Annotated in this window: 12 protein-coding genes; 2 read left to right on the top strand and 10 right to left on the bottom strand. The window is 71.1% G+C overall.

The features are described from left to right. Positions 1–17: 17 nt before the first annotated feature. The 5 genes from ABFY07_RS18675 to ABFY07_RS18655 form a co-directional block, all read right to left on the bottom strand. On the bottom strand, positions 18–2,180 hold the full coding sequence (locus ABFY07_RS18675) for a DEAD/DEAH box helicase (RefSeq protein ID WP_346175575.1): 2,163 nt from the start codon (positions 2,178–2,180) through the stop codon (positions 18–20). Next, on the bottom strand, positions 2,177–3,508 hold the full coding sequence (brxD, locus tag ABFY07_RS18670; protein WP_346175574.1) for a BREX system ATP-binding protein BrxD: 1,332 nt from the start codon (positions 3,506–3,508) through the stop codon (positions 2,177–2,179). Before brxD ends, ABFY07_RS18675 begins: the two co-directional genes overlap by 4 nt. After that, positions 3,505–6,258: a BREX-2 system phosphatase PglZ gene (pglZ, locus tag ABFY07_RS18665; protein ID WP_346175573.1), complete on the bottom strand. Its 2,754-nt coding sequence runs from the start codon at positions 6,256–6,258 to the stop codon at positions 3,505–3,507. The genes brxD and pglZ overlap by 4 nt, the downstream gene beginning before the upstream one ends. After that, positions 6,255–10,157: a BREX-2 system ATPase PglY family protein gene (locus tag ABFY07_RS18660; RefSeq protein ID WP_346175572.1), complete on the bottom strand. Its 3,903-nt coding sequence runs from the start codon at positions 10,155–10,157 to the stop codon at positions 6,255–6,257. The genes pglZ and ABFY07_RS18660 overlap by 4 nt, the downstream gene beginning before the upstream one ends. Before the next feature lie 138 nt (positions 10,158–10,295). Continuing rightward, complete coding sequence (locus ABFY07_RS18655; RefSeq protein ID WP_346175571.1) at positions 10,296–10,751, bottom strand: ATP-binding protein; 456 nt, start codon at positions 10,749–10,751, stop codon at positions 10,296–10,298. A gap of 226 nt (positions 10,752–10,977) precedes the next feature. Here ABFY07_RS18655 and ABFY07_RS18650 point away from each other — a divergent pair, with 226 nt between their 5' ends. Beyond that, positions 10,978–11,826 (top strand): helix-turn-helix domain-containing protein, encoded by an 849-nt coding sequence (locus tag ABFY07_RS18650; protein WP_346175570.1) that lies wholly within the window; start codon positions 10,978–10,980, stop codon positions 11,824–11,826. Then, positions 11,823–12,029, top strand: a complete 207-nt coding sequence (locus ABFY07_RS18645; protein WP_346175569.1) for a DUF397 domain-containing protein — start codon at positions 11,823–11,825, stop codon at positions 12,027–12,029. The genes ABFY07_RS18650 and ABFY07_RS18645 overlap by 4 nt, the downstream gene beginning before the upstream one ends. A gap of 75 nt (positions 12,030–12,104) precedes the next feature. Here the strand turns inward: ABFY07_RS18645 and pglX are convergent, their stop codons facing one another. From pglX to pglW, 5 genes are all read right to left on the bottom strand, one after another. Then, complete coding sequence (gene pglX / locus ABFY07_RS18640; RefSeq protein WP_346175568.1) at positions 12,105–15,929, bottom strand: BREX-2 system adenine-specific DNA-methyltransferase PglX; 3,825 nt, start codon at positions 15,927–15,929, stop codon at positions 12,105–12,107. Positions 15,930–16,023: 94 nt separating this feature from the next. Continuing rightward, positions 16,024–17,511: a hypothetical protein gene (locus ABFY07_RS18635; protein ID WP_346175567.1), complete on the bottom strand. Its 1,488-nt coding sequence runs from the start codon at positions 17,509–17,511 to the stop codon at positions 16,024–16,026. Next, on the bottom strand, positions 17,508–18,905 hold the full coding sequence (locus tag ABFY07_RS18630) for a KGGVGR-motif variant AAA ATPase (protein WP_346175566.1): 1,398 nt from the start codon (positions 18,903–18,905) through the stop codon (positions 17,508–17,510). Before ABFY07_RS18630 ends, ABFY07_RS18635 begins: the two co-directional genes overlap by 4 nt. Next, entirely contained in the window at positions 18,902–19,411 is a 510-nt protein-coding gene (locus ABFY07_RS18625; protein ID WP_346175565.1) for a hypothetical protein, read from the bottom strand. Before ABFY07_RS18625 ends, ABFY07_RS18630 begins: the two co-directional genes overlap by 4 nt. Positions 19,412–19,452: 41 nt before the next feature. Further along, positions 19,453–23,880, bottom strand: coding sequence for a BREX system serine/threonine kinase PglW (gene pglW, locus ABFY07_RS18620; RefSeq protein WP_346175564.1), 4,428 nt, complete (start codon positions 23,878–23,880; stop codon positions 19,453–19,455). Between the last annotated feature and the right edge of the window lie 358 nt (positions 23,881–24,238).

Below are 24,238 nucleotides of genomic sequence, written 5' to 3'. Positions count from 1 at the left end.
CGCCGTCAGATGTCGGGCTAAAGCATTGCAAACAGGACCGGCTCGTCGAGGGTTAGGCGGGCACCTGCCTCGTCCAGGGTGCGTGCGGCCAGCGTCGCCTCGGCCAACCTGGGGGGTAGCGCTTCGGCGAACTTCAGGCCCTGTACGGCATGCCTGTCGATTTCGGGCAGGCTCAGGCCCTCGTGCCCCTGGGCCATGGCGTGGGCAAAGTCCTTGCGGGTGAGGTCGTCCCGCAGCCGGATCCAGTGGGCGTGGGCGCGCCGGTGCGGTGCCACGGCAGGCAGCAGGGTGGCGGCGAGCGTGGCGTTGGCGCGGTGGCCGGCCCAGGTCCACCACCGGACGTCCCCGTCGGGTCGGCGGGCGATGACGGTGCTCCCGGGGTGCACCGTGTTCAGGTGATCCTCCCTGGCCTGGGCGAGTCGTGCGGAGGCCCGTCCGGTGAGGCGCACGGGTGGGTCCTGGCCGAGGAGTACGTCGCGGGCGGCGCGGGTCAGCTCGAAGGAGAGGATCCGCTCGGCGCCGAAGCCTGCCCACCGGGCCCGCCCGCCCTCCTCGACCGGGATGACAAAGCAGCGGCGACGGCTGAAGTCGATGTGGGTGACCTGCCAGCTCCGTCCGGCCAGCAGGAGCCTGCGGGGACCTTGGACCTCCTCGGTGAGCAGGTCGGGGTCGGTGCGGCCGATCTCGCTGCGGCCGTTGAGGACGGTGAACTCGGGTGGGGCGGTGAAGACGGCCGTGAGGTTCATGAAATGGCGGTGCCCGTAGCGGTGTTCGGCCTCCGGGCCGATGAACAGAAGGCCCGAGTCCTGGTCGAGGTAGCCCTGTTCGACCAGATGCCGGACGACAGGTGCGGCTCCGGGGTCGAAGGGGCTGATGCCGCCCCACCACTGCTGCCACACGTTCTCGCCGACCTGATGCTCCTGGAGGCACAGGGCCAGCAGTTGCTGGGCGACGAGATGGCGGGGCTCGGGGGGTGGGTTGACGGGTTCCACCCAGTTACGAGACCACTGCAGCAGCAGGGCCGCCGAGGCGAGGAGCCCTTCGTCGTCCAACGCGAGGAAGAGGCAGTTGCGGCTGGCGCCGGGCCGGCGTCCGGTCCGGCCGAGCCGCTGGAGGAAGGCGGCGACGGTGCGGGGCGCGTCGAGCTGGATGACCCGGTCCAGGTCGCCCACGTCGATCCCGAGTTCCAGCGTGCTGGTCGAGACGATCACACAGTCACGGGCCTCGGTAAACGCCGCTTCGGCCCGTCTGCGTTCGTCCACGGAGAGCGAGGCGTGGGAGAGGAAGGTCGTGACGCCGCGCAGGCGCAGCTGCTCACCCAGCTCCTCGACGGTGCGGCGGCTCTCGCAGAAGACGAGACGTTTCTCGCCGCGGTGCAGAGCGGCGATGACGATCGCGGCGTTGGCGACGGAGCCGACGTAGTCGAGTTCGATCTCCCCGGCCGGTTGCATGGTCCCGGCAGGGGGCGGCTGCGGCCGGGATCCGGGGGCGATGACGCGGCCGGGACGCTGCCCGTATCCGGAGCCCTGGAGCCAGTCCAGCAGTTCAGCGGGGTTTCCGATGGTCGCGGACAGGCCGACGCGCTGGAGGGGGCGGCCCGCGACGCGCGCCAGGCGTTCGAGGACGGCCACCAGGTGCCAGCCGCGGTCGTCGCCGGCGAAGGCGTGGACCTCGTCAATGACGACCGAGTGCAGGCCGCTGAAGAAGGAGCGATGGTCGACGTGGGTGCTGACCAGCATGGACTCCAGGGACTCGGGTGTGGTCAGCAGGATGTCGGGGCGTTCGACGAGCAGCCGACGGCGGCGCGAGGTCGTGATGTCGCCGTGCCACAGGCCCGTGCTGCGCCCCAGCCAGCCCGCGTACGTCTCCAGGCGCGGGTGCAGGTTGTTGAGGAGGGCTTTCAGCGGGCACACGTACAACATGCTGGTGCCCTTCCAACCGCGCCGGTTCATCCGGGACAGCAGGGGGAAGACGGCCGCTTCGGTCTTGCCGCCCGCGGTGGGGGCCAGCAGTACGGCGTCGTCGCCGGCGAGGAGCGGGGCGACGGCCTCGGTCTGGAGGGGGCGCAGGGTGTGCCAGCCGAGCGTGTTGACGATGTGGTGTCCGAGGACGGGGTCGAGCAGATCGAAGGCGTCGGGCGCGTGCAGCTCGCCTGGCTCGTCGGACACCCGGTCGCTCACGGCAGGTCCAGAGGGATGTCCGCCGCGCTGCTTGCCGCGTTGCGCTCGGTGTCGCTGAGTTCAGCCGTGTGCAGGGTCAGGGAGTAGTGCTTACGGGGGTCGAAGTCCTCGAATTCGTCGATGCGGTCCAGGACGTCGGCGACCAGCTTTCGCAGATACAGGCGCGGCGCGATGCCGACCTTGCCGCCGAGCGCACCGGTGACGGCGCGGGCCAGCTCGTCGAGGTAGGCGTCGTCCGCGAGCGCAGCCAGCCGCGAGGGATGACGGGCGTCGGCCGCGAAGATGTCGCGCACCTTGCGCCCCAGTTCGCCGAGGGAGGCGAGGTCGAAGCCCGGCAGTCGCAGCTGCACCGCCCGCGGGGAGTCGAAGCGCGGGTCGGTGGTGAAGTCGGTGGCGAGGCGCTGGGCGAGCGGCGCCAGGCGCTGTACGCCCTGCTGGCCGTCGTAGAAGGCGGGGGTGCCGGTGATGACGAGGAACAGGCCGGGGAAGCGTCCGGTGTCGATCTCGTCGAGGAGCTGGCGCAGCGCGTTGAGGGACTTTTCCCGGACGTCGCCGCGCACCCGCTGCAGGGTCTCGACCTCGTCCAGTACGAGCAGGAGTCCGGGGTGCCCGCAGTCCCGCAGCACGGTCAGCAAGCCCTGGAGGAAGCCGAGGGCGCCGAAGTGGTCGAGGTCGCCGCGGATTCCAGCGGCGCGCTTTGCGGCGGCGGCCACCGACCTCTGGCCGCCGAGCCAGGCGATCAGGGCTTCGGCGAGGGCTCCCTCACCGGCTGCCACGGCCCGCCGGTATCCGCGCAGTGCTGCCGAGAAGGCGGGGGTGGTACGGGCGACGGAGGCCAGCCGCTGCTCCAGAAGTATGTCGACGGCGGCTGCCAGCGCCTCCTCGTCCTCGTCCGCCACGTCGCCTCCGGCCAGCGCCTCCTCTTCCAGGGCGTAGAACCAGGAGTCGACGACAGCGCGTAGTGCGGACGGCTGATGGGTGGCGGTGGTGAGCCGTTCGGTGAGTCTGCGGTAGACGGTCTCCAACCGGTGCAGCGGGGTCTCGGTCTCCGAGATCTGGACCTCGCTGACGGCGAGCCCGCGCCGTTTGGCCCGCTCGGCGAGCCAGCGGGCGAAGAAGGTCTTGCCGGAGCCGTACTCGCCGCGCAGGGCGTGGAAGGCGGCACCGCCACGGGTGACGGTGGCCAGGTCGTCGTCGAGCGCGCCCTCGAAGCGCTCCAGCCCGACGGCGAACAGGCCGAGCCCCGCCTGCGGGACGGTGCCGCGCCGCAGCGCGTCCACGACGTCGCGGCGGCGCGCGGCGCTGATGTCGAGGGCGGGTCGGGTCATGCGCTGCCTTCCGAGGGCAGGAACTGCTGGCTGAGCAGGGCACGGTCGAGCTGCACGGTGCGGCCCGACTCGACCAGCTGGAGCACGGGGTAACCGTCGATGTTGAGCAGCCGCTCGAGCATCGTGGCGAAGCGCGCGGGGTTGCGCTGCGACTTGCCGGTGGCGGCCTGGGCTGCCGCGGCGACCGCTCCGGGCGACAGCTTTCCGCCCGCCGCGTCCAGGGCGTCGAGCGCCGCCTCGACGGCCTTTTCAGTGGGCGCGGCGCGGACGAACTCGCGCTGCGTCCGGTACGGGGCGCTGCGCACGGTCCGCTGCCCGAGGGTGAGCCGGCCGGACGCCGTGGAGCGGCGGGCAGGCCGAGCCTTCGACTCTTCGAGGGGGGCGGGCGGTGCCGGTGTGTCCTGGGCCACCGCCTCGGGCACGGCCGCGGGGCCGGATTCCTTCCACCATGCGGGCTCGGCCGACTCGGGCGGCAGCAGCACCCAGCCCGATGGCACGGCACCTCCGGACGGTACCAGGGTGATCACGGGAACGGTGACCTCGGCGAGTGAGGCACCGCCGTGGTATCCGGCCTGCCGTGCGGTGTAGCGCAGGTCGTCACGCCAGGCGGCGGTGATGCGCCGGCCGTCGGTCATGACGCGCGGACCGGCCAGAGCGACTTCCCCGTCACCGGGGTTTCCGGTGCGCCAGCGGGCGCCGCGCACTCCGGTGACCTCGGCGGGCTGGTGTCCGCGTTCGGTGCGGTCGACGATGTGGCCGTGGTCGGAGACGAGCACGACCGGACGCCCGTAGTCGCGGGCGGCGTTGAGCAGGTCGGGCAGTTTCCCGATGTCGGTCAGGCCCCAGCGGCCGCTGGTTCCCTCCCGGCCGTCGGCCAGCGCGTCGTCGATGGTGTTGACGACGACGGCGACGAGGTCGTCGGAGGCGAGAGTCTGGACCAGTTCGGGGGCGAGCCGGTGACCGGGCGGGCCCTCGTAGCCCCCCTTGTGGAAGAGGTGCGCGTTGCGGTGCCGCTTGCGCCAGAAGGCGGCGAAGCCGTTGCGCTCGGCGGTCTGACCGCCCTCGGAGGGCCGACCGCTCAGCAGTGACGCGCGGCTGACACGGGTGACCGACGGCAGCATGGACACCGCTGCCTGCCGCACCGGCAGGGTGCCCTTCGCCGCGGCCGGCACGATCTCGGTCCACGCCCTTCGATCCAGTTCCCCAGCGAGGCGGACGGCGACGTCCGCGCTCATCCCGTCCAGTACGAGGATCAGCGGACGGCCGCCGCCCTGGGCGAGCGGGGCCGCCGTCCGGGCGAGGACGTCCTCGATGAGCAGCGCACCGCCGTTCGCCTGCTGGCAGGCGGTCTCGGACCAGGAGGCGAGGAGGCCGGCGAAACGGGCGTCGAGAGCGACGCGGCGCTCCCGTGCCGCTCCTATCAGCCGCCGGTACGCCTCGCCGACGGCGGCGTCACGGGACGCGTCTCCCTCCGCGAGGACACCGATAGCCAGGTCGGCCCAGCCCGAGGAGGCCAGGTGTTCCTGCACGGCCTGGCCGACGGTCGAGGGAGAGGCGGGCTCGGTGGCGAGCCAGCGCATCAGGCGGACGGCGGTACGGGCGGTCTCGCTGGACTCGGCGTGCAGGAGGGCAAGCTGATGTGCCTCCAGGTCGCGCAGGGCGGCCTCGGCGAGTGCGGTCGCGCCCTCGCCGCGCCTGCCGAGGCAGGCGGCCAGGGCCCGCAGCCGCCCCAGGTAGCCCGACGGAAGCAGCCGGTCGCTGCGGACCAGATCGGTGAGACGCGCGTCGGCGGCGAGCCGGTCGGCGCGTTCGAGGACGGCCAGCACCCGGGAGCGTGCGGCGCCGGCCGGTGCGGCGGGGCCCTCGGCCTGCGCGATCCAGCGGGTGAGAACGCCCGTGGCGGCGTCGGCGAAGGGCCGTAGCGTGTCGAAGGAGGCGAGGGCCGGACCGAACAGGGTGCCCAGCGCGAAGCCCGCGGCCTCCGCCGACTGTGAGCCCAGGGCGGCCGAGGCGAGCACGCCAAGCGGCAGCGCGTCACTGCCCCGTCCCTCGGCGGCCAGCGCGAGCAGCGTGGGGGCGGCCGGCCCGATGGTCCGGGCCAGCCAGTTCTCCAGGCCGCGCTGTTCCTCATTGGGCAGGGCGGCGTAGAGCGAGGGCCCGGCCGGGGTGCGGGTCCAGGCGAACAGCGCGTCGGCGTCGAGGTCCAGGGTGTCGGACGCGGGGTCGCCGAGCCCGAGGCGCGCACCGAGCAGGGCGCGTACGGCCCGGTCGCGGGTGAGGACGGCACCGACCCGGGGCCAGCCGTCGAGGGGCTCGGCCTGGAGTAGCGCGCCGAGCAGCCAGTGCTCGCCCAGCATGCGCGGGTCGAGGTCGGCGGCCCCGAAAAGCTGGGCGACGATCTCGGCGCGGTCGACGGGCAACGGATGCCTGCTGACCGCGTGGGCGCGCAGGTCCAGGCCGAGCTGGTCGGGCGGGACGGTGCCGGTGACGACAAGGACGCTGTCGTCGTCCCCCGCGCCGCCCGCGAGGTGGCGGTGCCAGGCATCGGTGACGCCGAGCGGGGACTGCTGGTCGGTGACGACGACGCGGCGGTGACCGCCGCCGGTCGCGACGGTAAACTCGGTGTCCTTCTCCTCGGGATCCCATACCGCGTCGACCAGGACGAGTCGGCGGTCGGGCGCGTGCTTCAGCTCGGTCTGAAGCAGTACCTCGATGGCGCGCCGGCCTGCGACGGGCCGGGTGATCGTCACCGGCTCTCACCGTCCGGCTCGGCACGCCAGGAGATCTCCACCGGAGTGTCCGGGTACAGGGCTCGGTACGCCTCGATCTCCTCGCGTACGGCGGTGAGGTCGGCATGGAGCGCGGCGGGACCGGGGGCGATGACCCGGCGGGCGGCCCGCAACGGGCGGGACCCATCGGCGCCGGCCCCCGAGTCCTCGGGCTCCCATGACAGCGGCTGCTGCTCGCCCCGCACGGGTCCCGCGGGGTCCGAGGAGACCGGCGGGGCGCCGTGCTCGGACAGTGTGACCTGCTCGGCGTCCGTCACCGGGCCCGGTTCGGCAGAGGGCGTGTCGGGGGTGGGCCGCTCCAGCCGGAGAGCGGCGTCCAGCAGGGCGTGCCCCGTCTCGCGGACCTCGCCGAGCACGGAGATCAGGGATCGTTGGAGCTCGGGAGCGCGCGCTGCCTCGCCGATCCGGTCCATGAGCCGCTGTGCGCGATCGCCGATGCTGTCGTCGCGGCCGGTGAGCCCGTGCACGCTGGACAACAGCCGCCAGTTGGTGCCGTCCAGGGCCGCCAGCACGTCCGCGGCGCTGTCCATCGTGTGGGACAACTCCCGGGCGGGCGTGTCGTACGAGACGGAGGCCAGCTCGCACACCAGCCCGGTGGCGTCGTCGGTGTGGCGCACAAGGCGGGCCAGCAGGGCGGCGGCCTCCCGCAGGATACGGCTGCGCTCGGCCGTGTGCTCCCCGTCGAGCCCGAGCAGGGTGGCGTGCCGCTTGAGCACGGTGCGCACGTCCCCCACGCTCTTCTCGTACGCGGTCGCCCTGGCCAGGACGTCGGTGGCGAGCCGGTTCACGTTGCGGGCGAACAGGCCGGGCTTGGCGGTGACGCCGAACAGTCGACCGGCGCGGTCCCGGGCGGTGGCGTACTCCTCCTCGGTGGGCAGCCGCTGGGCGCGCAGCTTCCAGCCCAGGCCGATCTCGGACAGCGGGGGAGGCGTGGTCTCGGTACCGGAATACAGCACCCAGGAGCGGTCGTCGAACAGGGCGTAGGCGGCGATGAGCAGACTGGAGACGTGCTTGTCGAGGCCGCGCAGGCCCAGGTCGTCCCTGATCCAGTTGCGGATGTCCTCGACCCCGAGTTCGCCGTGCTCGCCGTGTGCGGAGGCGGCCTGGTTGATCCGCGCGCGCAACTGGTCGCCGCGCACGACGAGCGGGCCGTCGTGGACGGTGCCCAGCTCCAGCGCCTCGACGACGCGCTTGACGGTCCGCAGCTCCCTTTGATCGACCTCGACCCGGCCGCCTTCGTCCATGGCACGGGTGAGCCACCGCAGGGCCGTGGCGAGGTCTGACGGGGTGACCGCCCGGGGTGTGGGGCCCGGCCCGGGGCCGAAGTCCGGGTGCTTGTCGTAGAGGGCCGAGAACATTCCGTCGGCGAGCTGCGCCACCGCCTGGTCGAACGGCTTGCTGCCCTCCGGTTGCGGGCGCGGGAACTCGGGCTGGAGGGACAGCACACGTCGCCCGTCGGGCACCTCGGCGCCCCGCGTGCCCTCCCTGGCCTCGGCGAGCCCGTACACCTCGCGCAGCGAGTCGACCAGGGTGCGGGTGAGGTTGTCGCGGGCATGCTCCAGGCTGCGACGGGCCTTGGCGCGGTCGTCCGGCGGGAAATTGCGGGTGTAGTCGGACAGCCGGTCGCGTTCCAGCAGGAAGTTGATCCTCATCAGGCGGCCGAGCTGGGCCTTGCGCTCCTCGGAGAAGTGGTCGCACAGCCAGACCAGCACGGGTGCGCCGGGGTGCGACGCGCGCAGGGCGGCGACGCGCCGGTAGGCGTCGTCGGGGGAGCGGCCCTGTTCCTCGTCGAAGGGGCAGTCGAGGATGATCCGCAGGTTGCCGGCGGTGGCCGGTTCGAAGGCCTCCTCCGCGACACTGCGCGGGTTGCGGACCTCACCGAACACGAATTCCACCGTGCGCTCGGAGCCGCGCCACACGATCTTCTTCTCGTCGAGGAGCTGCCCTTGCCGGCCGGTGAGGCCCAGCTCCTCCCACAGCCGCTCGCGGAGCCAGGCGCGCCGCACACCGCCCTTGTCCTCGCCGACGACGGCGTCGAGGATCGGCTCGACGTCAAGGTCGGACAGGTGGAGGGAGAAGACCGGGTCGTCGCTGCCCTCGGAGCGCAGTTCGCCGGGGAACTCGCCCTGCAGCGCCCGCATCCGCTCGATGACCTTCTCCCGCACGGGCACGGCCCGTGAGCGCAGAGAGCCGTGGTTGAGGGCGGCGAGCCGGCCGGCGGTCAGGCGGCGCAGTGCGGGCACGTCGGGCGCGAGGGCGGCGAGCAGCAGCGTCTTGACGTAGCGCTCGTCGGCGAGGAAGTCGGGGTGGTCGGCACGCCCGTACTTGTTCAGCAGGAAGCGGCGGGCCTTGGCGTGGAAGCGGCGGGCGGTCTCCGACTCCTGTTGGAGCTTGGCTGTGAACGCGGTGCTGGTGGCGTCGACGAGGACGTCCCACAGGTCGCCGAGCGGGATCAGTCGGCCGACCTCGGCGTCGGCGTTCCGTTCCAGCAACTGCTGGACCAGCTTGAGACCGGTGCGTTCACGCTGGAGCGCCCCGGACAGAGCCACGAGGACGTTCAGCAGGGCGGGGGAGAGCGGGTAGACGGCCCGGAAGTCCTCCCAGTCGGCGCCGGTGGCGCCTTCCCCGTCGAGGAGCACGTCCTTGACGAGCTGGCCTGCCTTGTCGATCCCGGCGAACGCGGCCTCCAGCACCCGCTCCTGCCCGGCGAGCGGCCTGAGGACCCGCTCCTTGATGATCTCGGGGAGGTTACGGTCCTCCAGGTCGACGACGGTGACGCGCTCCTTGAGGTACTCCAGGGCCTGCTGGAGGTTCTCCACGTCCGAGCCGAGGATGTCCGAGCCCATGAGCTGGGAAAGGTCGCGCTGGCGGGAGATGAACGAGATGATCGGCACCGGCCGGTCGGGGTTGCTGGACTCGATCAGCTTGACGAGCTTCTGGATCTCGTCGTTGATGAACGTCCGGTCCGACATCCGGGCCTGCAGCCACAGCACCAGCTCGTCCAGGAACAGCACCACGCCGTCGTAGCCGAGCAGCCGGGCGTGCTTGCTCATCTCACTGAGCCCGTCGTCCAGCGCCACATACGCGGCAGCGTCACCGCTGACCGTCTCCGCGTAGCGCTTGTTCGGCCCATTGAACAGGGCCGTCAGCAGCTGGTCGCGCTGCGGGTCGCCGGCGGGCGCGCGGAACGAGGCGTCGAGGGCCGCGCTCGTCCAGCCGGCGGCGGGGACGGCGCCGATGGGCTTGAGCTCCCCGTCCTCGTCGTCCTCGTCGTCCGCCGCAGCGGCCTGCGGGGCGACGGGCGCGGGCAGCAGCCCGATGAACGCCTCGTCGCCGATCTTCGCGCGCAGCTCACGCGCGTCCGCGAGCAGCGAGTCTGCCCGGAACACCAGCGGCGTGGGCGCCTCGGGCCGCTCCCGGCGCACGGCCTTCACATAGCCGCCGAGCAGTGCAGACTCCAGACTGGCGGCGCCCACCAGGTGGTAGGGCACCATCAGGAACTTCTTGCCGGGCAGCCAGTCGGCGTGCTCGGTGACCACCTCGCGCAGCCGCGGCTTGTTCTCGACGGCAGGGTCCCCGTTGAGCACGGCATGCAGCACGGTCAGGAAGTGGCTCTTACCGGCGCCGAAGGAACCGTGTAGATATGCGGCGTGCGAGGCGTTCTTGCTCAGGGCGCTGCGTACCAGCTTCAGGGCTTTGCGGAACTCGCCCTGGAGCTGCGGCGTGACGACATAGTCGTCGATCGACCCGGCGGCATCGCCGGTGAACCCCTCGGACAGGGCGATCTTGAAATCTCCGGAGAGAACGTCCTCCTTGATGTCGAGGACATCCCTCAGTACGACCCCGCTGCCTCTCGCCATCAGCCGCTTCCGCTCCCCACAGCCTCGTCACACCCGGCTGCCGCGGCCGGGCTCCCGGCGGGCACCGGCCCGCGCACACCACGACTGTCTATCCTGCCAGGGGTACGGGTGCCCGTGGGACGGCCGGGGGAATCGGCGTCAGGACGAGGCGCCCGGACCGTCCGCTCGCAGTACCGCCCAGACGGTCTTGCCGGGAGCGCCTGTGCGGGGCGTCACACCCGACCTCTCGGCGAGCGCGCCGACGATCAGCAGACCGCGGCCCGCCTCCTCGTCCTCTGCGGCCGTCCTCAGTGCGGGGCGGCGCTCGCCGCGCATGTCGCTGACCTCAATTCGCAGCCACCCGTCGATCAGGGCCAGCCCAAGCAGCGCGTCTTCCCGCCCTGGCCCGCGTCCGTGGGTGACGGCGTTCGCAGTGAGCTCGGCGACGACGAGACTCGCACTGTCGTTGACCTCGGAGCCGTACGGGTACCCCCAGGAGTCGAGGTAGTACGCGGTGAGGCGCCGGGCGAGACGAGCGCCGCGCGGGGTGGCGGTAAAGCGCAGCTCGAAGGTGGTCTCGTCGGGGTGCGTGGTGATGTCTGCGGGGGGTGTCATGCGTCGACGGTGGCGCGGGCGGAGCGACTGTGACCAGGAGGCGCGATGGTACGGGAGGGGACTGTGGGGGCGGGTGGTGGGGGTGTCAGAGGTGTACGGGGTCACCCGTACGGGAGAACGTCGGGCGTTCGGCCGCGCTGCCGGTCGGGGCGTTCCTACGCTGGCGAGATTGACCGTACGTGAGCGCAGTTGGCATGCATGCCGGTGTTTCGAGGGGGCGAGGGACATGGACCTGGTGGACGGTACCGGCACGGTGAAAGCCGCCGACGGCGTGGATCCGGGGAACGGGTTCCTGCGCTGCTTCGGCCGCCAGATGAAACTGCTGCGCGAGGCGGCGGGCCTCACCCAGGCGGAGCTGGGGGCACGGGTGGGGTATGGGGAGGCGCAGATCGCGTCGGTGGAGCAGGGACGCAGGATTCCCAAGCCGGAGCTGGTGGACGCGGTGGACCGGGTGGTGGGTGGGGGTGGGCTGCTGTCGGCGATGAAGGGGGAGGTGGGGAAGGCTCGGTATCCGGGGTTCGCCCGGCAATACGTCCAGCTCGAAGCCGAGGCCGTCGAATTGCATGTCTATGACACCCACATCGTGAACGGTCTGTTGCAGACGGAGGAATACGCGCGGGCTGTGTTCACGATGCGGCGGCCCCTGCTCGACGAGGGGACGATCGATCAGCGAGTAGCCGCCCGTCTGGCCCGCCAGGAGATCTTCTCCCGCAAGTCACGGCCGCTGATGAGCTTCGTCATCGAGGAAGCCGTGCTGCATCGACCGGTAGGCGGTAGCGCCGTGCTGCGAGGACAGTTGGAACAGATTCTGCTCATCGGCCACAACCGCAATGTGGAGGTTCAGGTCATGCCCACCGCCCGAGCTGACCACGCGGGGCTCAGTGGGCCGTTCACGCTGATCGAGACTGTGGGACAGCGCCGTATCGCCTACGCAGAAGTGGCCAGTATCAGCGGGCTGCTCACCGAGCGGAAAGCGGTCCGTGAATTGGAGGCGCAGTATGGAATCATCCGAGCACAAGCACTGACGCCAAGCGAATCGCTGGCGTACATCGAGAAGTTGCTGGGAGAGGTATGAATCTCCGTACGGATGTCCTAGCGCAGCCCCTCATCTGGAAGAAGAGCAGCCACAGCAGCGGTGAGGGCGGCCAGTGCGTGGAGGTCGCCCGGACGGTCGGAGCCGTCCACATACGTGACTCCAAGCGGACCACAGGGCCGGTCCTCACGGTCACCCCCACAGAGTGGACCGCATTCCTGCGCATGGCGGCGGGGCGCGACTGACCGGAGACGTAAAGGTCCTAGGGGGCGGGGATACAGGATCCACGCCCCCTCGGACCTGTACGGAGCCGACCGGGGCTACTTACCCGCCCGGCCCCGCTTCTTCTCGGGGCGCCAGGCGGTGAGGTCGTCTGAGGAGAGATGGCGACCGTACATGCCGGCAACGAGGGCGCTGTTGAAGTCCTCGGCGGGGTTGCCCTCCCACTCGTCGTCGTACTCGTCGTGCCACTGCTTGACCCATGGCATGACCTCCGCGAGCCCCGCGAGGAGCGGGACGAAACGAGGGTCCTCCTTGCGCCAGCCATCGACGTTCAGACGGTCGTTGAGGAGGTTGACGAGGGCCTCGGCCTGATGGCGATGGTTCCAGCCGGCCCAGCCGATGAGGAGCGAGGGGTCATTGTCGGGGGAGGCACCGGGGTAGGAGACGAACCGCTCCTTGGGGACGTCGAGCTTGCCCCGGTTCGACCAGTAGCTGTGCTTGAGGAAGTCGGCGGACGTGTACTTCGGCGGGACCTTGATGTCATGCCGCCTGCCGTCCTCGTCCTCCTTGCGCTGTTCCTCCCAGACCTTCTCCCACTGGGCGCGCTTGCGCAGGCCGGACTCCTTGTAGCGGAGGGCGGCGAGGTACGGGACGTGTTCGGGCTCGACGACGGCGGTCAGGACGGTGGACAGTGGCACGTCTTGCTTGTCGAGATGACGGGCGGCGTAGAGCGCGGCGACGTCTTGTACGTCGTTGTCGTGGCGGAGGGCATCGGCGAGCTGGAAGATCGTGAGTGGCTGCGGGGAGTCGAGCCCGTCGCGCTCCTCGAACCACAGCTCCTCGCGCTCCATGGCGTCCAGCAGCCAGGACCGCAGGGCAGCGGCCTCCCTGTCCTTCCAGGGCTTGGTGGACCAGCGGCGCTTGTACTCGGGCCGCTCGATGAGGCGGATGTCCTTGTTGTCGGCGATGAGGTCGAGCCGTGCCTGCACGATCTGGCGGTAGGACTCGGGCCAGTCGGGTGAAGAGGGGATCTCGGTGACCGGGGTGGAACCGTGGCGCTCGAACCACGCGGTGTCGGCACCACTGCGGGCCAGTGCGATTTCGAATGCGCGCTGACCGAGCTTTAGTTGTGGTACGTCGTCGTCGGTGAGGTCGGCCGGATCACCGGGGAGGGTGGTGCGCGCGACCTCGGCGGGCGTGAGCAGCCCGTACAGCCCGTACACGGTCCAGTCCAGCTCCTCCTGGAGGAGGATCATGCGGGCGCGGATCCGCTCCTGCGCGGCCTCAGCGGCTTCGAGGGCTTCGCGGGTGGGGGGGGTGGGGGAGATAGTGAGGGCGACGGGCTCATGGGCGGCTAGCTCTTGGGCGAGAGTGTCGAGTTGGCGTGCGAGGGCCAGGGGGAGTTCGGAGGGGAGAGGGAACTGCTGGAGCTTCGTCGAGTTGAACTGGTAAAAGCGCTCCCATTCGCTACTCGTGAAGCCTCCACCTTCACCCCGGATACCCTTGTCGTGGCACATCTGCTTGAGCCAGAAACAGGCCACCGACGAGTTCAGCACCCCGAGCAACTCAAGGTGCTGCTCCTCGCTCGCGGTCTCGGGCAGCTTGATCACAGGCGCGGTCTGCTTGAACACCTTCCCGCCCCGGTCCAGCACAAAGTGATTGTGCGTGGCGACCTCTCCATACGCGATTGCCCAAGTGTGTGCCTCGTCGTCCTTGGGCAACTGGTGCCACTCGTACCAGGGGCGCCCCTCTGAGAAGTAGGTCCCTTTGCTGAAAGTGGCTCGATTGCCCAGCTCGGTTCGGTTCGGCCACATCCACTGAAGCACCTCCGTGAGCTGGGCCCTGGGCCGCAGTTCGTGCGTGGCGGAGTATGGAAAGACGATCGCCTGTCCGTTCAACTGGTTCCAGTCGCGCAGCTCGTCTCCTACGATGAGGCTGCGCACATGTTCATCACGGATGCTGCGGTCTCGAAGGACCCGCCGAGGCGCGATCATGGCCTCATCCGAGCCGGGAATGCCAAACACCCCAAGCCGATACGTCCGAGTTCCAAGACGCGAAGTGAGTGCTCCGTCAACCTTGTCGAAAACATCACCCGCGCCACCGCCACTAAGCGACCAAGGATGCGAAGCAAACCTCCCCCTCTCCACATCCTCCACACTTACCCACTCCGCAGGACCCCGCCCCGGCTTCCGCCACTGCGAAACAATCGCCTGCCACACCTTCCCCCGTGCCGGATCCTTTGGCGGACCGGGCTCCCCCCGAACCCCCAGCACCGCCCGAATCGGCAGTGCCTGCCGCGGCCCCTGGTTCCGCCCCACCAGGATCACCGTCGGCGTACCATGCCCCGGAATGAACGCCCCCGACGTATCCAGCACATGCGTCAGCTCTACACCCGGAGAGTCCCGCCGACGCCGCGTCTGCGGGTCCTTGTACGGCCCCCCATGGAAGAACGACTCGATCAGCGTCGCCCCGAACTCCCGCTTCATGAAGGAATTCGCCGTGATCTGCCCGGTGAAGCCACCGTCCCGGCGGTCGCCGCTCGCCCGGACGGCCAGCTCGAAGATCCGCTGGGCGAACGGCACGGACAACGCGTACTTCCCGGAGCACGCCCAGTAGATCTTGCGGTAGTTCTCGTTCTCCGCCTTGTCCTTGACCGTGATGTATGGCGGATTCGCCACGACCACGTGGTACGAGCCGCGCCCCAGCAGGTCGGCCTCCTTCACATACTGCGCCACATCCTCCGTGCGGTACGTGAACGCCTCGCCCCGCTCGACGTCGTCGAACGTCGGGTCGGTCTCGCGTCCCGCCTCCCGCCCGTGCAGCAGGGAGTCGGCGACCGCGATGCGGATCGGCATCGACGGAGCCGCGGACAGGCGGCCGACCTTGCACTCCTTGAGCATGTCGACGAGCAGGCGGAAGCGGGCGATGGAGACGGCGAAGGGGTTCTTGTCGGCGCCGTGGACGGCCTCCAGGGTGCGGCGCACCAGCGTCCAGTTCTCCGTGCCGGGCTCGGCCTCGCGCCAGGCGGCGAGGACGCGGCGGAAGAGGCCGAGGAGGAAGTGGCCGGAGCCGCAGGCGGGGTCGATGCAGCGCAGGCCGCGGACGACGGTGGTGAGGTTGCCGTTCTCGTCGATCTCTTCGGACGTCTCGCCCCGCCAGCCCTCGGGAACGTGCTTCCACGCCGGGTCCAGGCCGAACTCCTCCAGGGCCGGGTCCAGGGTGAGGTCGAGAATGAACTCCTCGACGAACTCAGGGGTCTGGAGCAGCGCGTACGTCTTGCGGGCATGCTCGGACAGGTGCTGGTAGAGGTCGCCGAGGAAGCGGGTGTTCAGGGTCGGGTCGGTGAAGTCGTAGCGGATGAGGCCGTCCGGGCCGCGTTCGCGCCAGAAGGAGAGCAGGCGGGATGCAGCGCCATAGGTGGGGTCGAGTTCCCACAGCGGGTTGTGCGCCGGATCGAAGAGGCCCTCGGCGATCTCGTGCTCGCGGCCGAGCGCGCGGAAGGACTCCTTGAGCCAGTCGCGGTCGTTGAGCTCGGGGTGCTTGCGGAAGAAGGCGTCGTGGTTGTCCTGCGCCTCGGCGAGCCGCTCGCCGGGGCCGGAGAGGCGGGCATCGGGGACGAGGCCGTTGTCCTCGCAGAAGCGCACGAAGACGCAGGCGAGGACCCAGGCGGCGGCGATCTGCACCACCCGCTCCTCCAGCCACGGCTCCTCCCGGACTTCCGTGCGACCTGCACGGACGGCCCGCTCGTACTCGGCCTTCAGTGCCGCTGCCTGCTCGCTGTCGCCGTGGGCACGCTCACGCAGATCTGCCTCCAAGAGCGCGACCTGCTTCTGGAGGTCCTTGAGCAGCGCGTCGTGGTCCAGCGGCGCGGCGACCGGCGTGTCCGTTGCTTCGGCGGTCGTACGGGCATCCTGGGAGGGCACCGGGGGCGTTCCTTCGCTTCGTGGTCGCGGCGCGTGCTCTCGCGCCGGTCCGTCCATCCTGCCAGCCCGGACGGCGTGGCGGGCCCACTGGGACCTACCGCTTGGCGAGCGGAATCCCCCCGAGACGGCCCAGGCCGAAGGCGAGGCGGTAGATGTCGGGCAGGTCGAGGAGGGAGTAGTCGTCGACGTTGTGGTCCCGGCGGCGCAGCACGCCGAGGTCGATCAGCTCCTGGACCAGGCGCGGCAGGTCGTCGGGGTGTCGAGGGCCGGTGCGGACCAGTTCGGGGCGGTCGGCCTGGGCGTAGCGGGCCGTGTCCTCCCGCAGCAGCTTCGGGAGGTCGCGGTTCTTCCAGATGTTGATGATCTTTCCCTGGGCGAGGGGGACCTGGCAGCCCGCGAGCGGCTTTATGGCCCGCTCGACCCACGGGACGTCCTCGCAGATCTGGACCACCCGCACCGCGGAGGCCTCGCGGACCCCGCTCCGGATGGCGTCGTGATGCAGCGCGCGGTCGTGCGAGGGGGAGGAGACGCGCGTCGTCTCGGCGGCCACGTCGAGGGCCTTGAGGAAGCTGCGCGGGCTGATCCGGCCGTTGCTGTCCATCAGGTGGTTGGGCAGCCAGGCGTAGGGGCGGCCCCGGCGGACGTTCGTGCCCATGAAGGGGTCGGCGATCCGCTCGAACAGCTGCTGCTGGGCCTTTTCGTCGTTGCGCAGGCCGGGCGGGGCCGCGTACCGCACCGATGTGCCGGTCTCGGCGAGCTGCCAGCCGCCGGTGAAGCGGCGGAACCGCTCGGCCGTTCCGTCGTCCTCGTTGCCCAGGTGGTGGAAGAGGAGGCCGTACAGGTCGGCGCGGGTCCACTCCAGGGGGGCCGCGTTCCCGGACAGCTTCGACGCGTCGGGGAAGAGCTGCTTGGCCGCGTCGAACATGTCGGGACGCAGGAACACCTTCAGGCGGATGTTGCGGGTGCCGAACCGCATCCGCATCGCCAGGCGGAGCAGCTCGGCGATCATCCGGTTGCGGGTGTCCCAGTCGCTGTGCAGGTGCTCCAGGCCGTCGAAGACCAGCAGGTGCACCGTGTCCTCGGCGGCGGCCTCCGCGTCCGCCCGCGCGAGGGTGGTCTCGGCCGGTCCGGTGTTGGCGCGGACCCAGGCGATGCGCTCCGTCCAGTCGTCCGTCGCCCGCAGCTCGGGCTGTCCCAGGGCGGTGAGCAGGACGGCCTGCCAGATCTCCTCCGGGAGCGCGTCGCCGGCGAGCAGCGAGGGCAGGGTGAGCGGGCCCGGGTAGTGCGGCACGATGTCCATGCCGTAGCCGGGTGTGACGCGCAGGCGGTTCAGCCGGTTGATGCGGTACTCGCGGGCCGCCGCCGCGCGCAGGTCGGCGTCGAGCAGGGAGCGCGCCCAGAATGTCTTGCCGACGCCCCGGTCGCCCTGCACCACCGTGCTGTCCACATACAGCGCCGCGCGGTGCGCGTCCGGCATGTACAGGGTGTGCGGCTCGGGGGGCCGGGTGTCCGCGTCCACGGTGCCCTCCAGTGCGCGCGACAGCAGGTCGCGGTACTCGTCGGGGGCCAGCGGCTCGGTCATGGGCGGTCGTCCTCGGACTCGGTGCCGGAATCCTCGGCCGGGCCCGCCAGGATCAGCGGGACGGCCGTGTCCAGGAAGTCACGGTACGCGGCCTCGACGAAGGCACGCTCCTGCCAGTCCGGGGAGTTGGGCACGTTCATCCCGATCAGGCCGGGCTCGAACAGGATCGGGATCGGGGAGTGGGGCGCGTCGTCGTCGTCCTCATCCCAGGAGCCCTCCGTGGCTCCGGCGATCTCGTCCGGCGCGAGCGAGTCATAGAGGATGCTGAACGTGGCATAGGCGCTCTTACGGAAGGACTGAATGTGGGTGTCCTTCGAGTAGTGCACCGAGTCCGGGACCATCGACGCCACCATGCGCAGCTTCTGCCGGATCGCCGGGGCCTGCCCGGAGGCCGCCCACGCCTCGAACAGGTCACGGTAGCCCGACCACGTCTGGTCGTTGTCCGCGCCGAACAGCAACGCGTAGTCGCACAGATGGGAGATGGTCACGGCGGCCACGTCGTGGATGCCCGCCCGGCTGTCGAGCAGCACCACATCGGGCAGACGCCCGCTGTCGCTCCGTTCCACCGCCTCCTCGCAGGCACGGACCGTGGCGGCCAGGCGGTCGGCGAAACGGGCGCCCTCCGTGTCGGCGTACACCCGGTTCAGCTTGTCCACGTACGCGTTGGGGATGCCTTCGGTGCCCGCGCCGCGCGCCGGGGCGATCCACAGCTCACCCCGGTTGCGCGGGTTGTACCCGGAGCGGGCCACGATCTCCAGACCGTCCGCGTTGCCGAGCGCCGACTCCACCAGGTGGTCCACGACACCGTGCCGGCACAGAGTGCCGCCCCCGAGCAGGAGCGGGCCCACACCGGGCGACTCCAGGTCGAGGTCGACGACCAGCACGATCAGCCCTTCGTCGGCGAGCCGGCGGGCCAGGACCGCGGCCGCCGTCGTGCGGCCCACACCGCCCTTGAACCCGTACAGGGCCGTACGGCCGGGGCGGGGTACCCCGTCGTTCCCGCCGATGGGGGGAGTGGTGACATGGGACCACTCCTCGCCGACGACCGTGTTGTCGAGGAACCGGACCGCGCCCGCCGTGCCGGTGGCCGCCACGACCTCCAGGGTGCGCGGCGAGGCCGTCAGGGTCTTCGGCAGACGGGTGACCGAGGTCAGCACGAGCGGACGTTCGCCGCTGTAGCGCCCCAGGCGGCGGGTGAACGACTCCCGCCAGCGTTCGGCCTGTTCGGCACTCGCCCCGTCGTCCCTCTCGTCGTCCTCCACCACCAGGGAGAACCGGCCGAGCACATCCCTGACGAGGAGGACGTCGAAGCCTGCCGCGGCGACCTCGCGGGCGAGGTCGAGGGCGGCCGGGCGCGCCTCGTCGAAGCGGATTGGTGCGTCGTAAAGGCTCATGGCAGCTTTCCGGTCATTTCCACGTGCAGATGCAGCTCGTGGGCGAGTTTCGCCGCCTCCTGACGGCGGGACAGCAGCGCCCGGTCGAGGTGGGTTCCGTCGGTGTAGCGGTCGTCGACGATCCACTTCTCGAAGTCTTGCGAGACCCTCCTCAGGGCTTCGGTGAGGGAGAGGCCGGGGCGTCCGTCGAGCAGCAGGGGGAGGGCCTCGCGCATCTCGTTCACATGCCCCAGCGTCTTCCGCTTCCTGTTCTGGTTCCGGGCATGGGGGTCGTCCCACCAGAGCCGGTCGCTCTCGGAGCCCCCGCTGTTCCGCATGGACACCCCGTGCGCCCCGGCGAACCGCTTCAGCAGCGCCTTCATCAGGCACTCCACCGCGAGCCCGAACAGATGGTCCGCGTTCAACAGCCGTCCGTCGCCGTGGAGATAGGCGGCGTCCTCGTAGTGCCGTTCCCCCGCGCAGGCGTAGTCCGTCTTTGCCTTCTTGCTGTCCTCGTCGTCCCCCACGACCCCGATCATAGGGTCTTCGGCTGATCCCGCGTCAGCCGTTAGCTCGCCTCCTGGAGCTTCGTCAGTCCCTTCATGAACAGCCCTTCCAGGACTACCCACTCGCTCATCCGGTCCACCACGTCCACCGTGCGGCCGTCGATTGCCGGGGTGGCCTGCGGGTCGTCCATGGGGATCAGCAGCCACAGACCATGCGGCACGCCGGCCGGGCGGCGTGCCGCCTCCTGGAGGGAGACCAGCAACTCGCGGCCGCCCGCCTCCCAGTACCGGGCCGTCAGGGAGGCCCGGTGGGCGAGGAGCACCGTGCGCGGGCCCGCCTGCTCAGCGAGCGTCGTGCAACGGGCGGCGACGCGCTCGGCGGCGAGCCGGGTGTAGGACGCCAGCGCGGGCCCGATGCGGCCGGTGTCGGTGTACTTAGCGTCCGCCTTGAGTAGGGCCCCCCACCGCACCTGCTGCTCGTCGGCCAGGGCCCGCAGGGCAGCCAGGAAGAGCTCGTCCACATCGACCGGCAGCACATCGAACCGGGTGGCGAGGCGCTCGGCCGTGCCGGGCAGTTGGGCACCCCGGACGGTCAGGGCGAGGAACCCTCCCCGACGCACCGCCTCCTGAAGCCGTGCCTCCATCACCCGGCGCGGGTCGCGGCCCTGCGCCAGCTGGCCCTGCGCGGCGTCGTACAGCGCGCCGGTGCTCGTCAGCACCGAGCCGGTGTAGGCCGGGCGGCTCTGCTCGGCGTCCCGCGTGGGCGGGAAGAAGCGCCGTCTGTCCCGGTCGTACTCCAGCGGGAAGTGCGCCTCGGCCAGGGCCTCCTCCCACTCCACGTACGTGACGCCCGCGAGCGTGGCAAGGCCGGGGAAGCGGGACCTCACCCGGCTCAACAGGTCATCGGCACCGATTCCGATACCGGGACGCACCCCGGCCGCAGCCTGCGAGATGCGCAGCGCCCGGTCGAGGCCCAGGTCCAGGGGGAACAGCTCGAAGCGCGGCGTGACGCCGACTCCGCCCGCCATTGCTGCGGCCAAAGTCAGCAGGCGGGTGTCGGCCAGCGGGGCCATCCCCTCCGGGGCGGGCACGGCGCGCAGTTCCCGCAGGACGGTGCCGCCGCCGGGCAGCGGATCGCGAGCCGCCACCTCCTCGGCTGCCCGGCCGAGGAGGGTCGCGTACTCTGCGAGTTCCACCGGCGTGGGATCGTCACTGCCCGGCAGATCGACCAGGGCCAGCAGTACCGTGCTGCCGCGCCGCAGGACGGCGAATCGGGAGGCGCCGTCCTCGTCGCCGTTCCCCACGGCGGCGGCATCGTCGCGGCGGGCCTCGACTTCGGCGGCCGCCCGCACGACGGCCACGGCTTGTGTCTGGAGCCCGGCCCGGTCCTCCGTACCGTCCTCGTCGTGCGGCGTGCGCCGTACCCGCAGCTCGGTGGCGAGTTCCCGCGCCGTCATGACCCTGCCCTGCTCGGCCAGTATGGTCACCAGCTCGTCCCGGACCTTCTCCAGCCACGGAAGCGCCGCCCACTGATCGATCGCGGCGCTCAGATTCCCCGAGACGGTCGGCTGGCTGACGCCGAGGGCCCTGGCGATCGCCGACTGGGCTGGCCACGACGGCAGTTCATTTGCCTGCTCGACGCCCGGCAGGCCCAGTGTCGCCAGGACGATGTCGCGTCGGGGGCGGGTGCGGGGGCCGGCCTCGGCCGGAACCAGCCGGGCCGAGAGTGTCTCGACGGACTCCACGGGCTCGACGGACGTATCGGCCGCTACCCGTACGGGCTTCTTCGCCGTCGCGCGCCTGCGGAGTTGCTGGGTCCACTGGCGGTGGCGGCGATTGAGCTCCTTGCGGATCACGTTGCCCGCACCCCGCGCACGGGAGATCGTGTGCGGCGGGACGTCCAGGAGCTGGCCCACTGTCTCGGCACCGAGGCCGGCGGCCACCGACACGGCCCGCGGCGACAGTCCCGCGGCGTGCAGGGGGGTCGCCAGGCCCGCGGCGGCGGCGGCCTGCTCCCGGGCGTCCTCGACGTCCGCCGCCTGCGTGTCGACCGTGGCGGGGGTGGTGGGCGGGCGTGTCGCGTCCGCCCGGCGGAAGACCTGGCGCCAGGCCTCCTGCATCTGACGGAGGCTGTCGAAGCGCTGCTCGACGTCACGGTGCAGGGCCTGCCCGAAGAACTCGCTCAGCCCCTCCGCGAGCGCGGGCTCGAAGAGTTCGCGGGCCACATAGAGCTCCGCCTGAGGGACCGTCAGCGGATCGCCCTGGCCGTCGCCCCACACCGGCCGCTCGCCCGAGGCCATCTCGTGCAGCGTGACCGCCGCCGCGTACCACTCCGCGTGGTCGTCGTAGCGGGAGCGGCGGCTGCCACCCAGGAAAGGGTCGAGGTAACCGCGGGTGCCCGCGTGGAGGTCCTGGTCGGCGGCGTCGGCCAGGGAGAAGTCGAACAGCATCAGCTGCCAAGAGCCGTCACTGCGCTTGAACAGGCCCAGATTGTCCGGCTTGATGTCGCGATGGCGCACCCCACGGGCGGCCAGACTGTCCAGGGCCTCGAAGAGATCGTTGCCGAACCGCTCCAGCTGGGCGTATCCCAGCCGGCCCTCGCCGCGCAGCCGCGACCCGAGACTGACTGGCTCGCGGTCGCCCGCCGGCCGGAACCCCCCCGCGTACTCGACCTCCAGGACGGTGTGCCCGCCCAGCTCACGAGGGGGCGCGAGCAGCTTCACGATGCGGTTGCCGCCCACCTCGCGCAGCGCCTTCGCCTCCGCGTAGAGCCGCGCGTCCTTCTCCCGGTCGAGCGCCACCTTGAACACCCGCAGGGACGCCAGGTCCGGCACCCCGTCCTCGGCACGGCGTACCAACAGGGCGCGGGCGGTCGCGCCGGTGCCGAGGACCCGTACGACCTCCCACTCGGCGTCGAGGCGGCAGCCGGCCTTGGCCGTGAGCGGGTCCACGGCCTCGACGGCCCCGCGCCGGGCCGCGGCATCGTCCGCCTCAGCGGCGTCGAGCAGCCGCAGGAACTCTTCGGCGGACGACAGCCTGTTCTGCACGTCGGAGGCGGTGGCCCGGAAGACCAGGTCGTCCAGCGTCGTGGAGACGCTGTCGGACGCCGCGGACGGATGGAGCCCGCCGTCTGCGGCCAGGCGGTCCACCAAGGCGCCCCGTGCGTCGGCGGGCGGCTTGCCGGTCAGCAGCAGATAGGAGACGGCTCCGATGCCGAAGACGTCGAGGTCCACCGGGTCGGCGAACTCCCTGGCGGCCTCCGGGGCGAGGTACACCTGGGCGATGTCCGCCACCAGCCCCGAATCCAGCGGTGTCTGCCCGAGGCTGAGGTGCGAGGTGGTGTCGAAGTCCCTGGCAGCGGTCTGCCAGTCGGCGATCCGCAGCACCGGTTCCGTGCCGTCCTCACGCGCGGACACGTACACCGAGCGCGCCGACAGCGCCCGGTGGTAGAGCGATCGGTTGTGGGCGTAGCGGACGGCCTCGGCGAGCTGGCGCACCAGGTCCAGGCGCACGGCGGGAGTGAGCCGGTCGCCGTACGCGTCCAGGTACGCGTCGAGCCGCAGGTCCGACTCCCGGTGTCGGAAGAGGATCGCCGGGCCGCCCTGGTGCTCGCGGATCTGGACGGCCTGGACGATGCCGCGGTGATTGATGCCCTGGAGCACCTGGTACTCGCGCAGGGCCGCCCGGTCCACCCGGCCGCGCTGCTCCGCCGACGCCGCCTGGCCCGACAGATAGATCCGGACCCTGCCGCTCTCCTTGACCAGGCCGTCGTCGCGCACGGCGACCCGGTCCTCCCAGCCGGGGCCCGCGTCCAGCGCGCGCGGCGCGAGCCGCCAGTCGTCTCCGAAGCGCAGGTGGCTGGTGGAGTGGCTGATCCCGATACGCTTCATCAGCATTTCGAGCCGCTGGCTGTCCTGCGGGGTGACGCGCCAGCTCTCCCGCTCGGGCGGCAGCCCGAGCAGACCGTCCCAGATGCCGGGCAGGCCGCTCGTGCCGCCGTTGCGTCCGTACACCGACGCGCGCTGGAACTCGTCCAGCTCGCTCACCAGGTCGGGGTCGTGCAGGAAGACCGCCGGCTTGATGTAGGGGATCTTCGCCTCGGGGATTCCCGCCGCGTGTGCGGCACGCTCCAGCTGTGCTTTGAGCTCCTTGGCCTTGAGGTCGGTGAGGTGCAGCGGGTTACGCAGCGTCCGCACCCGGTCACCGTGGAACTGCCAGGTGTCCCCGTGGTTCACCACGCGGCCCGGGTGTCCCTTCAGCTCCAGCAGGTACACGCCGCCGGGCACGGCGATCAGCAGATCGCACTCGTTGACCCGGCCTGTGACACCGGTGAACCGGAACGTCGCCCACGCCCGGTACGGCTCGGCGTTCGGCATCAGCTGTCGTACGTGCTCAAGGCCCTCCTGCTCCCACCGGAAACCGGACCGGCGCGGCTGGAACCAGTGCTCGCGACGCGCCAGAGGGCCGGGCTTGGCGGCAGTCGGCGTCACGTGGAGTCCTCCGGGTCACGGGGCGGCGTAGTAATGGGGGAAAGCCTAGCGAGGTCAAGCGCGGTGACAGAGGGCCCTTCCGGCGGCTGTGCCGGGGCTCGATCGCACGCCACGGACTTGGCACGCATGGCGGATAGCTGGTGCGGGGCGCTGCTCCGTCGCTGGGCGGTGATGTCGCCGCTTGCCTGCCTTGCTGGGCTCTCCGGCACTCCAGCGGGCGATCTGCGTGAGCACGTGGATTCCCGGGTGCCTTGGAGAAGGCGGCTTGCAGGCCAACGGCATCCTCATGCCTGGCCTCTCATCGATCCCGGAGATCACGCGGTAGCTGCCTACTGAAACCCCCCGGGGTCGCGCTCCA

Origin of the sequence: Streptomyces sparsogenes subsp. cuspidosporus, from assembly GCF_039532705.1 — a bacterium.
Classification (GTDB): Bacteria; Actinomycetota; Actinomycetes; order Streptomycetales; family Streptomycetaceae; genus Streptomyces; species Streptomyces sparsogenes.
Note: the sequence above shows the minus strand (reverse complement) of the source record. Positions and strands in the feature narration are given on the sequence as shown.

What these genes read in the sequence shown, in the direction of transcription:
- ABFY07_RS18630 (WP_346175566.1), bottom strand. Translation starts at nt 18,905, where the DNA reads ATGAGCCTTTACGACGCACCAATCCGCTTCGACGAGGCGCGCCCGGCC.
- ABFY07_RS18645 (WP_346175569.1), top strand. Translation starts at nt 11,823, where the DNA reads ATGAATCTCCGTACGGATGTCCTAGCGCAGCCCCTCATCTGGAAGAAG.
- ABFY07_RS18660 (WP_346175572.1), bottom strand. Translation starts at nt 10,157, where the DNA reads ATGGCGAGAGGCAGCGGGGTCGTACTGAGGGATGTCCTCGACATCAAG.
- brxD (WP_346175574.1), bottom strand. Translation starts at nt 3,508, where the DNA reads ATGACCCGACCCGCCCTCGACATCAGCGCCGCGCGCCGCCGCGACGTC.
- ABFY07_RS18650 (WP_346175570.1), top strand. Translation starts at nt 10,978, where the DNA reads ATGGACCTGGTGGACGGTACCGGCACGGTGAAAGCCGCCGACGGCGTG.
- ABFY07_RS18635 (WP_346175567.1), bottom strand. Translation starts at nt 17,511, where the DNA reads ATGACCGAGCCGCTGGCCCCCGACGAGTACCGCGACCTGCTGTCGCGC.
- ABFY07_RS18655 (WP_346175571.1), bottom strand. Translation starts at nt 10,751, where the DNA reads ATGACACCCCCCGCAGACATCACCACGCACCCCGACGAGACCACCTTC.